Origin of the sequence: Streptococcus oralis subsp. oralis (assembly GCF_002096455.1) — a bacterium.
GTDB classification, from domain to species: domain Bacteria; phylum Bacillota; class Bacilli; order Lactobacillales; family Streptococcaceae; genus Streptococcus; species Streptococcus oralis_CY.
Genome location: NZ_NCUL01000008.1, coordinates 977214 through 990994, shown reverse-complemented (window position 1 = coordinate 990994; position 13781 = coordinate 977214). Strand labels below are relative to the sequence as shown.

The following is a 13781-nucleotide window of genomic DNA, read 5'->3' as shown; positions in this document are numbered from 1 at the left end:
AGTGAAAAAAAGAAAAAAGCTCGTCATGTCTCTTGCAGCTCTTTTGATGGCAGGTTCTCTAGCAGGATGCGCTAGCTGGATTGATCGTGGAGAATCCATGACAGCCGTTGGTTCAACTGCTCTTCAGCCTCTTGTCGAAGCGGCAGCAGATGAATTTGGTTCTAGAAACATCGGAAAAACAGTCAATGTTCAAGGTGGAGGATCGGGTACAGGCCTATCTCAAGTCCAGTCTGGAGCAGTTGACATCGGGAACTCTGACGTCTTTGCAGAGGAAAAAGAAGGAATCGATGCTTCAGCTCTGGTAGACCACAAGGTTGCAGTGGCTGGTCTTGCAGTGATTGTAAACAAGGAAGTGGATGTTGAAAATCTCACAACCGAGCAACTTCGCAAAATCTTTACAGGTGAAGTGACCAACTGGAAAGAAGTTGGGGGCAAAGACCTGGCCATTTCAATCATCAACCGAGCAGCAAGTTCTGGTTCACGAGCGACGTTTGATACGGTGGTTATGAATGGCCAAGCGGCAATGCAGAGTCAAGAACAGGATTCTAACGGGATGGTCAAGTCCATTGTATCCCAAACCCCTGGAGCCATTTCTTACCTGGCTTTTGCCTATGTAGATGACTCCGTGAAAAGCATGAAACTGAATGGGTATGAACCTACATCTGAGAATGTAACGACCAACAACTGGCCTTTGTGGTCTTATGAACATATGTACACACTTGGTCAGCCAAATGAGTTAGCTGCTGAATTCCTGAATTTCGTCCTCTCAGATGAAGCCCAAAATGGAATTGTTAAGGGCATGGGCTATATCTCTATCAATGAAATGAAAGTCCAAAAGGATGCTTCAGGTACCGTTACAGCAGTAGAAGGAGGTCAATAATGAATCAAGAAGAATTATCAAAAAAATTACTCTCTCCTTCAAAGAACTCTCGCCTTGAGAAGTTTGGTAAAGGTTTGACCTTCACTTGCCTTTCTTTGATTGTTATCATTGTGGCCATGATTTTGATTTTTGTAGCCCAAAAAGGCTTATCGACCTTCTTTGTCAATGGGGTCAACATCTTTGATTTCCTTTTTGGACAAACTTGGAATCCTTCAGGGAAACAATTTGGTGCCCTTCCGATGATTTTGGGCTCCTTTATTGTGACGATTTTATCAGCCCTCATCGCAACTCCCTTCGCTATTGGTGCTGCAGTCTTTATGACAGAAGTCTCACCAAAGGGTGCAAAAATTTTGCAACCAGCCATTGAACTCCTCGTCGGTATTCCTTCAGTAGTCTATGGATTTATCGGTTTGCAAGTTGTGGTGCCTTTTGTCCGTGGCGTCTTTGGTGGAACTGGTTTTGGGATCTTGTCAGGGATTTTCGTTCTCTTTGTCATGATCCTACCAACTGTAACCTTTATGACAACAGACAGCTTGCGTGCTGTTCCTCGTCATTACCGTGAAGCTAGTTTAGCTATGGGAGCCACTCGTTGGCAAACCATCTGGCGTGTGACCTTGAAAGCAGCACGTTCAGGTATTTTCACTGCAGTGGTCTTTGGGATGGCGCGTGCCTTCGGTGAAGCCCTTGCTATTCAGATGGTTGTCGGAAACTCAGCAGTTATCCCAACCTCGTTAACAACACCAGCTGCGACCTTGACATCTGTATTGACTATGGGTATCGGAAATACCGTCATGGGAACGGTTGATAATAACGTTCTCTGGTCACTGGCCTTAGTCTTGCTCTTGATGAGTTTGGCCTTTAACAGTGTGATTAAATTGATTACGAAAGAAAGAGGAAAGAAAAACTATGCACGCTAAGAAATTAGATAAACTTGCAACAGCTGTCCTCTATACCATCGCGGGTATCATCGTGGCCATTTTGGCATCTTTGATTCTCTATATCTTGGTGAGAGGGTTACCGCATATCTCTTGGTCTTTCTTGACTGGGAAATCTTCCTCTTATCAAGCAGGTGGAGGTATTGGGATTCAGCTCTACAATTCCTTCTTCCTTTTGGTCATTACCTTGATTATTTCTGTTCCCCTGTCTATGGGAGCTGGCGTTTTCCTCGCTGAGTATGCCAAAAAAGGACCTGTGACCAATTTTATTCGTACCTGTATTGAGATTTTGTCTTCTCTACCATCAGTCGTTGTGGGTCTCTTTGGTTACTTGATCTTTGTAGTCCAGTTTGAGTATGGATTTTCAATCATTTCAGGTGCCTTGGCCTTGACGGTCTTTAACCTCCCTCAGATGACTCGAAATGTTGAAGACAGTTTAAAACACGTTCACCATACACAACGTGAGGCTGGTCTTGCCCTTGGAATTTCTCGTTGGGAGACTGTGGTCCATGTCGTCATTCCAGAAGCCCTTCCAGGTATCGTAACGGGTGTTGTCTTGGCATCTGGCCGTATCTTTGGTGAGGCCGCCGCTCTTATCTATACGGCAGGACAATCCGCTCCAGCCCTTGACTGGTCTAACTGGAATGTCCTCAGTGTTACCAGCCCTATCTCAATCTTCCGACAAGCAGAAACCCTGGCTGTCCACATCTGGAAGGTCAACAGTGAAGGAACGATTCCTGATGCTACCATTGTATCTGCTGGTTCTGCTGCTGTGCTCCTCATCTTTATCTTGATTTTTAACTTTGGAGCTCGCAAACTCGGAAGCTATTTACACAAGAAATTAACCGCTGCCTAAAGGAGAAGCCATGTCAAAATATAACTGGGATGAAAAGCATATCATCACTTTCCCTGAAGAAAAAGTGGCCCTCTCTACCAAGGATTTACATGTTTACTATGGTAAAAATGAATCCATCAAGGGCATCGATATGCAATTTGAAAAAAATAAAATTACAGCCTTGATTGGTCCTTCTGGATCAGGGAAATCTACTTATCTTCGCAGTCTCAATCGGATGAATGATACTATTGATATTGCCAAGGTCACAGGTCAAATCCTCTACCGAGGGATTGACGTCAACCGTCCAGAAATCAATGTCTATGAGATGCGCAAGCATATCGGAATGGTCTTCCAACGTCCAAATCCATTTGCCAAGTCTATTTACCGCAACATCACTTTTGCTCATGAACGTGCAGGAGTTAAGGACAAGAAAGTACTTGATGAAATTGTAGAAACCTCTCTAAGACAGGCTGCCCTATGGGATCAGGTCAAAGATGACCTCCACAAATCAGCCTTGATGCTTTCTGGTGGTCAGCAACAACGTCTCTGCATCGCTCGCGCTATCTCTGTCAAGCCAGATATCCTCTTGATGGATGAACCGGCGTCAGCCTTGGATCCGATTGCGACAGCCCAGCTGGAAGAAACCATGTTGGAATTGAAGAAGGACTTTACCATCATCATCGTTACCCACAGTATGCAGCAGGCTGCGCGTGCAAGTGACTACACAGGATTTTTCTACTTGGGTGATTTGATTGAGTACGATAAGACATCCAATATTTTCCAAAATGCTAAGTTACAGTCAACCAATGACTATGTAACGGGACACTTTGGTTAGAAAGGAAACGGTATGTCAGAAGCGATTTTACAGGTGTCAGACCTGTCCGTTTATTACAATAAAAAGAAGGCCTTGAATAGTGTTTCCCTTTCTTTCCAACCTAAGGAAATAACAGCCTTGATTGGTCCTTCTGGATCAGGAAAGTCCACCCTGCTCAAAGCCATCAACCGCATGGGCGATCTAAATCCTGAGGTGACAACAACTGGATCAGTAGTCTATAATGGTCACAATATCTACAGTCCCCGCACCGATACGGTTGAATTGCGTAAGGAAATTGGTATGGTCTTTCAACAGCCCAATCCCTTCCCTATGTCTATCTACGAAAATGTTGTCTATGGGCTGCGTATCAATGGGGTTAAGGATAAACATGTTTTGGATGAAGCAGTAGAAAAGGCCTTGCAACGTGCTTCTATCTGGGATGAAGTAAAGGATCGTTTGCATGATTCGGCCATTGGTCTCTCTGGTGGACAACAACAACGTGTTTGTGTTGCTCGTGTCTTAGCAACCAGTCCGAAAATCATCCTCTTAGATGAACCAACTTCAGCTTTGGATCCTATTTCTGCAGGTAAGATTGAGGAAACCTTGTATGGTCTGAAAGATAAATACACCATGCTCTTGGTAACGCGTTCGATGCAACAAGCCTCACGTATCTCTGATAAAACAGGATTTTTCCTAGATGGGGATTTGATCGAGTTTAACGATACGAAGAAGATGTTCCTAGAGCCACAAAACAAGGAAACAGAAGATTATATTACAGGAAAATTTGGATAAGGAGTTGAATGATGTTACGATCTCAATTTGAAGAAGATTTAGAGAAATTGCACAACCAGTTCTACGCAATGGGACAAGAAGTGCTTTCGCAGATCAATCGTACAGTGCGTGCCTTTGTTACGCATGACCGTGATTTGGCAAAAGAAGTCATCGAAGACGACGCAGAAGTAAATGAATATGAAGTGAAGTTGGAAAAGAAATCATTTGAAATGATCGCCCTCCAACAACCTGTTTCGCAAGACCTTCGTACCGTCTTGACCGTTCTCAAGGCAGTGTCAGACGTGGAACGCATGGGAGATCATGCAGTGTCTATCGCTGAGGCGACCATTCGTATGAAGGGGGAGCAACGTATCCCTTCTGTTGAAGAAGAAATCAAAAAGATGGGACGCGACGTGAAAAACTTCGTTGAAGCGGCTCTAGATCTCTATCTCAACGGTTCTGTGGATCAAGCCTACGAAGTAGCGGCTATGGATGAAAAAATCAACCATTACTTTGATAGCATCCGTGATTTGGCTACAGAAGAAATTAAGAAAAATCCTGAAGCTATCGTTACAGGCCGTGATTACTTCCAAGTCATTTCTTTCTTGGAACGTATTGGAGACTACGCAAAAAATATCTGTGAATGGGTTGTTTACTTTGAAACAGGTAAGATTGTCGAACTATAAGAAACGGTTTAAATATACAGAAGAAAAGGCTGGTTAGAATAAATCAGTCTTCTTTTTTATGAAAAGAATTGTTTTACAATCAAAATCTCTAAAAGGGTTGACAACTATTTTTAAAAGAGTTATAATTATTCAGAATTAACAGAAAGGTCGTTTATTTATGAAGTTTAAGAAATGGATATTAGTTGTGTGTAGTATGCTTGCCAGCATGATTTTAGTAGCTTGCCAGTCAGGAACGGATAGTTCCCAGTCTGCTGTGGATGCTATCAAACAAAAAGGGAAGCTAGTTGTGGCGACTAGCCCAGACTATGCGCCGTTTGAATTCCAAGCCTTGGTAGATGGTAAAAACCAAGTGGTTGGTGCAGATATTGATATGGCTCAAGCAATTGCAGACGAGCTTGGGGTTAAACTTGAAATCTCTAGCATGAGTTTTGACAATGTCTTGACCAGTCTTCAAACTGGAAAGGCTGACTTGGCCATAGCAGGAATTAGTGCTACAGATGAGAGAAAGGAAGTCTTTGACTTTTCAATCCCTTACTATGAAAACAAAATGAGCTTCTTGGTTAGAAAAGCCGATTTAGACAAATACAAGGATATTTCAAGCCTCGCAAGTGCCAATATCGCAGCTCAAAAGGGAACTGTGCCAGAAACCATGGTCAAGGAACAATTGCCAAATGCCCAGTTGACATCCTTGACCAATATGGGGGAAGCAGTCAATGAATTGCAGGCTGGAAAAGTGGATGCTGTTCATATGGATGAACCAGTTGCTCTTAGCTACGCAGGTAAAAACTCAGACCTTGTTGTTGCATCTGTTAACTTGACGATGAAAGATGGCGAAGCCAATGCTGTTGCTATCAAGAAGGATCAATCAGACTTGAAAGCAGTAGTCGATAAGGTTATCCAAAAACTGAAAGATGACGGAACCTATCAAACTTATCTTGAAAAGGCTGCGAAACTAACAGAAGTTGAACAATAAGAAAAAGCAGAGTTGGACTTTAATCCAATTCTGCTTTTATGTATTCTAATAGCTCTTCTAGATTTTCAAGAGAGACTTTGGCGAACTGATAAGGACAGGCATCCAAATAAGCCTTCTCAAAAAAGTCTAATTTGAGTGAGCTGTGTTTCAAACTGGCAATCTTAGGATAGTGTCTCAAATCAAGCAAAAGGCCATCGTGTAGAGGGTAGTGGGGCAAGGGACAGGTGTTTTTTTCAAGTACTTTCTTTATCTGAGCCTGATAGTTCTCTTGAAGGCTAAGGCGGGCCAGTCGATTTTTTTCAAATAACTGGCTATCGATATAAAGAGAAAGAGCCTTTTGCATGATGAGATTGCTGTCATAGTCCAGGATATTTTTGTAGGAAACAAAGGCATCTTTTAGGGTATTTGGGAGAATGAGAGCGGTAATACGAAGGGCTGGAAAGAGACTGGTTGAGAAGGATTTGATATAAATGACCCGATCCTCAGTATCCAGATAGTGGAAGGTTTGGCCCTTTCTAGTATCTAAGTCCCCTAAATAGTCATCCTCGACGATATATACACCATACTGATTTGCTAGATCCAAAATATCCCTTTTTTCCTGATCAGAATAGGAATGACCTAGAGGATAGTGGAAGCGAGGAATGGTGTAGAAAAACTTGATTTTCCCGGATTTGAATTGTTTTTCCAGTTCTTCAAGGTTGATGCCATCAATTCGGCGTTCAATGGTCTGGTAGGCTAATCCTTGAGCGACCAAGAGACGATTCATCCGGTGGTAAGTCGGTTGTTCGACCAAAATCTCTTTTCCCTCGCTCGGAAAGTTAATCTGAGAAAGGATAAAGAGAGCTTGCTGGGTGCCAGATGTCAGAACCAGTTGGTCGGGTTTGCAGTAGAGGGCTTGGTTGAAAAGAAGTTGATGGACAGATTGTCTGAGTTCCTCAAGGCCTTCTTGGTTGTCGTAGTAGTTGAAGAGGTAGTTTTCTCGACCTATCAGGGTTTCGTTGACACAGAGTCGGAAGTCGTCATAGGCACTAGCGTGTTCGTCAGTGACTTCGATTTCCAAGTCCTGATGCTGTCCTTGTTCCAGAACATAATAGCCACTTTGGGGCTTGGCATAGAGGTATTGTTCATGGCGTAATTCCAGTAGGGCTCGTTGGATAGTGTCCTTGCTACAGTGGAAGTCTTGGCTCAGTTGACGGATAGAGGGAAGCCGGCTACCTGTTGGAAATTTTCCTGATTCGATTCCATTTTTTAGAAAGGAAACGACTGCTTGGTATTTACTTTCTTTCTTCATTCCAGACCTCCGTTGATTTTGTTACATTGTACCTTTTTTTTGCCTCCTTGGCAATGGGAAAAGCATTTCCCCCTTTCACAACTAGGAGCAAATGTGGTATACTTAGAAAGTATGATGATTCATTGAAAAGAAGATAAGAAAGAGAATGGATAGAAAAGTGCAGGAACCGGTTAAATTATTTCAATACAATACTTTGGGTGCTCTAATGGCAGGTCTCTATGGTGGAACCATGACAGTGGGAGAATTGCTGGAGCATGGTGACCTTGGTTTGGGAACTTTGGATTCGATTGATGGGGAGTTGATTGTCCTTGATGGCAAGGCTTATCAAGCCAAGGGATCTGGTCAAACGCCTGAAATCGTCGAGGTGGCAGCGGATGCTCTTATTCCCTATGCAGCAGTGGTCCCTCATCAAGCAGAAGTGATTTTTCGTCAGCGCTTTGAGATGACGGACAAGGAATTGGAAAAACGAATTGAATCCTACTATGATGGGGAAAATCTTTTTCGCTCCATCAAGATTCATGGCGAATTTTCACAAATGCACGTACGTATGATTCCTAAATCCACACCTGATACCAAGTTTGCTGAGGTTGCTACCCATCAGCCTGAATATAGTCGTGAAAATGTATCGGGAACCATCGTTGGTTTTTGGACACCAGAGATTTTCCATGGGGTGAGTGTTGCAGGCTACCATTTGCATTTTATCTCAGATGATTTGACCTTTGGTGGGCATGTGATGGACTTTGTTATCAAAGAAGGAATGATTGAGGTTGGGGCAGTCGATCAGTTGGACCAACGTTTTCCAGTCCAAGATCGCCAGTATTTATTTGCCAAATTTAACGTTGACGAGATGAAGAAAGATATTGATAAGTCAGAATAGGAGAAAAAGATGACACTACATATTATCCTTACCATGATCGCTTTAGTTCTCATTCTAGTAGGTGGAACTTGGTATGCCAAAAAACGATTTAAAATCTCTCTTGCAGTGATGGGCTTGGGGGCAATCGCATTTTTTGTTTCTTCTCAAGTGTTAGAGAAGATTGTTCACCTTCTGATACTTCATCCACAAAAAGATGGAACCATTCCGCTTATGCAGGAGCAGCCTTTCTTATACGTCCTTTATGGGATTGCCATGGCAGCCCTCTTTGAGGAAACAGCTCGCCTTGTCTTTTTTAAATGGTTGGAGAAAAAGAGAAAGCTAGAAGATCGAGATGCTTTGGCTTATGGTTTGGGACATGGGGGCTTGGAGATGCTCTATCTCGGAATGGGAAGCTTGATCAGTCTTTTGATTCTCTTTTCACTCATCCAGTCTTCAAATACTGATGTAGCCAATCTCCTTCCAAAGTCTACACTCGAAACGGTTCAGTCTCTATCGGTTTGGCAGGTTTATTTACTAGGAGTTGAACGTGTTCTTGCTCTGGTTCTGCAAATTGGTCTCTCTATCTGGGTCTATCAAAGTGTCCGTCAAAAGAAATGGATTTACCTCCTTGCTGCCTATGGTTTGCACGCCTTGTTTGATTTAGCTCCAGCCTTATCTCAGGTTGGATGGATTGCAAATCCGCTTCTAGTTGAGTTTATTCTTCTCGTAGAACTTCTAGCTTTTATCTGGCTAACCAAATCTACATTTTGGAAAAAATCATAAAAAGAGGGGTGACCTCTTTTTTTATGTAAAGATAAAACAAGCTCTTTTTATGGTCGTCAAATGTCTCTAAAAATGGTATAATGGAATGAATTTTGAAAAAGGAAGAGTGACATGTCAGTAAAAGAAAAAATGCTTGAAATCCTAGAAGGAATCGATATTCGTTTTAAGGAACCTTTGAAGACCTATACCTATACCAAGGTAGGAGGTCGAGCGGATTATCTAGTTTTGCCACGCAATCGCTATGAGATGGCTCGTGTCGTCCAATTTGCCAATCAAGAGAATATTCCCTGGATGGTGCTAGGAAATGCTAGTAATATCATCGTTCGTGAAGGTGGGATCCGTGGATTTGTCATCTTGTGTGACAAGCTCAATAACGTTTCAGTTGATGGTTATACCATTGAAGCGGAAGCTGGGGCCAACTTGATTGAAACGACACGTATTGCCCTCCGTCATAGTTTGACTGGTTTTGAATTTGCTTGTGGGATTCCTGGAAGCGTCGGCGGTGCGGTCTTTATGAATGCGGGCGCTTATGGAGGTGAGATTGCTCATATCTTGCAGTCTTGTCAAATTTTGACCAAGGAAGGGGAAATCAAGACCTTGTCAGTCAAGGATTTGGCTTTTGGTTACCGTCATTCAGCTATTCAGGATTCTGGGGCTGTTGTTTTGTCAGCTAAATTTGCCCTAGCTCCAGGGAATCATCAGGTTATCAAGCAAGAAATGGACCGCTTGACGCACCTACGTGAACTCAAACAACCTCTAGAATACCCATCATGTGGGTCAGTCTTTAAGCGTCCAGTTGGGCATTTTGCAGGACAGTTGATCTCAGAGGCTGGTTTGAAGGGCTACCGTATCGGTGGTGTCGAAGTATCTGAAAAGCATGCCGGTTTCATGATCAATGTTGCTGACGGAACGGCCAAAGACTATGAAGACTTGATCCAATCTGTTATCGAAAAAGTCAAAGAACACTCAGGTGTCACTCTTGAAAGAGAAGTCCGAATCTTGGGTGAGAAAGAATAAGGTTGGGGTAGAAAAGTTGCTGCTATAACCATTTAAAGGGGGTGAAAGCCTATCGTTAGTGAAGATGTATGTAGGCAGTTTAATCTCCTACACGAGGTGGTAGCGGCCTGACAGAGCCCTGATCTGTTAATTTATGAAAAAGAAGGAATTTATGACAATTGAAAAAACCAATTATTGAATTCAAAAACGTCTCTAAAGTTTTTGAAGACAGCAACACCAAGGTTCTCAAAGACATCAATTTTGAGTTGGAAGAAGGGAAATTTTACACTCTTTTGGGTGCATCTGGTTCAGGAAAATCAACCATTCTAAACATCATTGCAGGTTTACTGGATGCGACGACAGGGGATATTTTACTGGATGGGGTGCGGATCAATGACATCCCAACTAATAAACGAGATGTCCATACCGTCTTCCAATCCTATGCCTTGTTTCCACATATGAATGTGTTTGAAAATGTTGCCTTTCCACTCCGCTTGCGTAAAGTCGACAAGAAAGAAATCGAACAACGTGTTGCGGAAGTTCTCAAGATGGTTCAGTTGGAAGGTTATGAGAAACGTTCTATCCGTAAACTTTCTGGAGGACAACGTCAGCGTGTGGCCATTGCCCGTGCCATTATCAACCAGCCCCGTGTGGTCTTGCTGGACGAGCCTTTGTCAGCGCTGGACTTGAAATTGCGAACAGACATGCAGTATGAACTGCGTGAATTGCAACAACGATTGGGAATTACCTTTGTCTTTGTCACTCATGATCAGGAAGAAGCCCTGGCTATGAGTGACTGGATTTTCGTTATGAACGATGGCGAGATTGTTCAGTCTGGAACGCCGGTGGACATCTACGATGAGCCGATCAACCACTTTGTTGCCACCTTTATCGGTGAGTCCAACATCTTGCCAGGAACCATGATTGAGGACTACTTGGTCGAGTTTAATGGCAAACGCTTTGAAGCGGTCGATGGGGGGATGAAGCCAAATGAGCCTGTTGAGGTTGTCATTCGTCCAGAGGACTTGCGCATCACTCTTCCTGAAGAAGGCAAGCTCCAAGTCAAGGTTGATACCCAGCTTTTCCGTGGAGTTCACTATGAGATTATTGCCTATGATGAGCTCGGAAATGAATGGATGATCCACTCGACCCGTAAGGCCATCGTTGGAGAGGAAATCGGTCTGGACTTTGAACCAGAAGACATCCACATCATGCGTCTCAACGAAACCGAAGAAGAGTTCGATGCTCGAATCGAGGAGTACGTAGAAATCGAAGAGCAAGAAGCAGGTCTGATTAACGCGATCGAGGAGGAAAGAGATGAAGAAAACAACCTCTAAACTCTTTGTAGTGCCCTATATGCTCTGGATTGCCCTCTTTGTTCTCGCACCCTTGGTCTTGATTTTTGGACAATCCTTTTTCAACATCGAAGGGCAGTTTAGTTTAGAAAACTATAAATCTTACTTTGCGTCACAAAACTTGACCTATCTCAAAATGAGCTTCAACTCTGTGCTTTATGCAGGGATTGTAACTCTAGTGACACTTCTTATCAGCTATCCAACAGCCCTCTTTTTGACCCGTCTCAAGCACCGTCAACTATGGCTCATGCTGATTATCCTGCCGACTTGGATTAACCTGCTCCTTAAGGCCTATGCCTTTATCGGGATTTTTGGTCAAAATGGCTCTATTAATCAATTTTTGGAATTTATCGGAATCGGTTCGCAACAGTTGCTCTTTACCGATTTCTCCTTTATCTTTGTCGCAAGCTACATCGAGCTTCCATTTATGATTTTGCCCATCTTCAATGTCTTGGATGATATGGATAACAATCTTATCAATGCCAGTTATGACCTCGGTGCGACCAAGTGGGAAACTTTCCGCCACGTTATCTTCCCTCTATCAATGAATGGAGTGAGAAGTGGGGTTCAGTCGGTCTTTATCCCCAGCTTGAGTCTCTTCATGCTGACACGTTTGATTGGTGGGAACCGCGTTATCACACTGGGAACGGCTATTGAGCAGAACTTCCTTACAAATGACAACTATGGAATGGGTTCTACCATCGGTGTGATCCTCATCCTGACCATGTTTCTCACCATGTGGGTGACCAAGGAAAGGAGAGAACGATGAAAAAATTTGCTAATCTCTACCTAGCCTTTGTCTTCATCATCCTATATTTGCCAATCTTTTACTTGATTGGCTATGCCTTTAATGCTGGCGATGATATGAACAGCTTTACTGGTTTTAGCTTGAGCCATTTTAAAACCATGTTTGGTGATGGCCGTCTCATGTTGATCCTCACCCAAACCTTTTTCTTGGCCTTTCTATCAGCCTTGATAGCGACCATTATCGGGACTTTCGGTGCCATTTACATCTACCAGTCTCGTAAGAAATACCAAGAAGCCTTTTTATCACTCAATAATATCCTCATGGTTGCGCCTGACGTTATGATTGGTGCTAGCTTCTTGATTCTCTTTACCCAGCTTAAGTTTTCACTTGGCTTTTTGACAGTTCTATCTAGTCACGTGGCCTTCTCCATCCCAATCGTGGTCTTGATGGTCTTGCCTCGTCTCAAGGAGATGAATGATGATATGATTCACGCGGCTTATGACCTTGGTGCTAGTCAGTTCCAAATGTTCAAGGAAATTATGCTCCCTTATCTGACGCCGTCTATCATTGCAGGTTATTTCATGGCCTTCACCTATTCGCTGGATGATTTTGCCGTGACCTTCTTTGTGACGGGAAATGGCTTTTCAACCCTGTCAGTCGAGATTTACTCTCGAGCTCGCAAGGGAATTTCGCTGGAAATCAATGCCCTGTCTGCCCTTGTCTTTCTCTTTAGTATTATCCTAGTGGTTGGATATTACTTTATTTCACGTGAGAAGGAGGAGCAAGCATGAAAAAACTCTATTCATTTTTAGCAGGAATTGCAGCAATTATCCTTGTCTTGTGGGGGATTGCGACTCATCTAGACAGTAAAATCAACAGTCGAGATAGTCAGAAATTGGTTATTTACAACTGGGGGGACTATATCGATCCCGAACTCTTGGAGAAATTCACAGAAGAAACAGGAATCCAAGTACAGTACGAGACCTTTGACTCCAACGAGGCCATGTATACCAAGATCAAGCAGGGTGGAACGACCTACGACATTGCCATCCCAAGTGAATACATGATCAACAAGATGAAGGACGAAGACCTCTTGGTTCCGCTTGATTATTCAAAAATTGAAGGAATCGAAAATATCGGACCTGAGTTCCTCAACCAGTCATTTGACCCGGGCAATAAATTCTCCATCCCATACTTCTGGGGGACCTTGGGAATTGTTTACAATGAAACCATGATAGATGAGGCGCCTGAGCATTGGGATGACCTCTGGAAACCAGAATACAAGGATTCTATCATGCTCTTTGATGGGGCGCGTGAGGTGCTGGGACTCGGGCTTAACTCACTCGGTTACAGTCTCAACTCAAAGGATCCTCAGCAGTTGGAAGAAACGGTAGACAAACTCTACAAACTGACTCCAAATATCAAGGCCATTGTGGCGGATGAGATGAAGGGTTACATGATCCAGAACAATGCTGCCATCGGTGTGACCTTTTCTGGGGAAGCCAGCCAGATGTTGGAGAAAAATCCTAATCTCAAGTATGTCGTTCCGACTGAGGCCAGCAATCTCTGGTTTGATAACATGGTTATTCCAAAAACTGTGAAAAACCAAGATGCGGCCTATGCCTTTATCAACTTTATGTTGAAACCCGAAAATGCTCTCAAAAATGCGGAGTATGTGGGCTACTCAACACCAAACCTACCAGCAAAGGAAATGCTCCCAGAGGAGACAAAAAAAGACAAATCCTTCTATCCAGACGCTGACACCATGAAACACCTGGAAGTTTATGAGAAATTTGATCATAAATGGACAGGAAAATATAGTGACCTCTTCCTACAGTTTAAAATGTATCGGAAGTAG

The 13781-nt window shown here is 43.2% G+C and carries 15 protein-coding genes; 14 read left to right on the top strand and 1 reads right to left on the bottom strand.

Annotation, left to right across the window (positions count from 1 at the left end):
* The first annotated feature begins 1 nt into the window (after position 1).
* The 7 genes from B7720_RS09385 to B7720_RS09355 all read left to right on the top strand — a co-directional run bounded on the left by B7720_RS09385 (position 2) and on the right by B7720_RS09355 (position 5894).
* The gene (locus B7720_RS09385; RefSeq protein ID WP_000746360.1) at positions 2 to 880 is read left to right on the top strand and encodes a phosphate ABC transporter substrate-binding protein PstS; all 879 of its coding nucleotides are present in this window, start codon (positions 2 to 4) and stop codon (positions 878 to 880) included.
* Complete coding sequence (pstC, locus tag B7720_RS09380; RefSeq protein WP_001070948.1) at positions 880 to 1797, top strand: phosphate ABC transporter permease subunit PstC; 918 nt, start codon at positions 880 to 882, stop codon at positions 1795 to 1797. The genes B7720_RS09385 and pstC overlap by 1 nt, the downstream gene beginning before the upstream one ends.
* Complete coding sequence (gene pstA / locus B7720_RS09375; RefSeq protein WP_000543051.1) at positions 1787 to 2671, top strand: phosphate ABC transporter permease PstA; 885 nt, start codon at positions 1787 to 1789, stop codon at positions 2669 to 2671. Before pstC ends, pstA begins: the two co-directional genes overlap by 11 nt.
* Before the next feature lie 10 nt (positions 2672 to 2681).
* Positions 2682 to 3485 carry a phosphate ABC transporter ATP-binding protein PstB gene (gene pstB, locus B7720_RS09370; protein WP_000049851.1) on the top strand — a complete coding sequence of 268 codons (804 nt, stop codon included), beginning with the start codon at positions 2682 to 2684 and terminating at the stop codon, positions 3483 to 3485.
* Positions 3486 to 3497: 12 nt separating this feature from the next.
* Complete coding sequence (gene pstB / locus B7720_RS09365; RefSeq protein ID WP_001287328.1) at positions 3498 to 4256, top strand: phosphate ABC transporter ATP-binding protein PstB; 759 nt, start codon at positions 3498 to 3500, stop codon at positions 4254 to 4256.
* A gap of 11 nt (positions 4257 to 4267) precedes the next feature.
* A complete protein-coding gene (phoU, locus tag B7720_RS09360; protein ID WP_000946468.1) occupies positions 4268 to 4921 on the top strand; it encodes a phosphate signaling complex protein PhoU in 654 nt (217 codons plus the stop codon).
* A 157-nt stretch (positions 4922 to 5078) separates the two neighbouring features.
* Complete coding sequence (locus tag B7720_RS09355) at positions 5079 to 5894, top strand: ABC transporter substrate-binding protein (RefSeq protein WP_084857718.1); 816 nt, start codon at positions 5079 to 5081, stop codon at positions 5892 to 5894.
* Positions 5895 to 5913: 19 nt separating this feature from the next.
* Here B7720_RS09355 and B7720_RS09350 read toward each other — a convergent pair whose 3' ends face one another.
* On the bottom strand, positions 5914 to 7185 hold the full coding sequence (locus B7720_RS09350) for an aminotransferase-like domain-containing protein (RefSeq protein ID WP_084857716.1): 1272 nt from the start codon (positions 7183 to 7185) through the stop codon (positions 5914 to 5916).
* Positions 7186 to 7330: 145 nt separating this feature from the next.
* On the opposite strand from B7720_RS09350, the gene budA reads away from it, so the two are divergent.
* The 7 genes from budA to B7720_RS09315 all read left to right on the top strand — a co-directional run bounded on the left by budA (position 7331) and on the right by B7720_RS09315 (position 13781).
* A complete protein-coding gene (gene budA, locus B7720_RS09345) occupies positions 7331 to 8062 on the top strand; it encodes an acetolactate decarboxylase (protein ID WP_000375407.1) in 732 nt (243 codons plus the stop codon).
* Between the two features lie 9 nt (positions 8063 to 8071).
* Positions 8072 to 8824 carry a YhfC family intramembrane metalloprotease gene (locus B7720_RS09340; RefSeq protein WP_084857713.1) on the top strand — a complete coding sequence of 251 codons (753 nt, stop codon included), beginning with the start codon at positions 8072 to 8074 and terminating at the stop codon, positions 8822 to 8824.
* Between the two features lie 111 nt (positions 8825 to 8935).
* On the top strand, positions 8936 to 9841 hold the full coding sequence (gene murB / locus B7720_RS09335; protein ID WP_084857711.1) for a UDP-N-acetylmuramate dehydrogenase: 906 nt from the start codon (positions 8936 to 8938) through the stop codon (positions 9839 to 9841).
* 158 nt (positions 9842 to 9999) lie between these two features.
* A complete protein-coding gene (locus B7720_RS09330) occupies positions 10000 to 11157 on the top strand; it encodes an ABC transporter ATP-binding protein (protein WP_000742905.1) in 1158 nt (385 codons plus the stop codon).
* Entirely contained in the window at positions 11138 to 11944 is an 807-nt protein-coding gene (locus tag B7720_RS09325) for an ABC transporter permease (protein ID WP_000754115.1), read from the top strand. The genes B7720_RS09330 and B7720_RS09325 overlap by 20 nt, the downstream gene beginning before the upstream one ends.
* Entirely contained in the window at positions 11941 to 12714 is a 774-nt protein-coding gene (locus tag B7720_RS09320) for an ABC transporter permease (protein WP_000712716.1), read from the top strand. Before B7720_RS09325 ends, B7720_RS09320 begins: the two co-directional genes overlap by 4 nt.
* Positions 12711 to 13781: an ABC transporter substrate-binding protein gene (locus B7720_RS09315; RefSeq protein ID WP_084857709.1), complete on the top strand. Its 1071-nt coding sequence runs from the start codon at positions 12711 to 12713 to the stop codon at positions 13779 to 13781. Before B7720_RS09320 ends, B7720_RS09315 begins: the two co-directional genes overlap by 4 nt.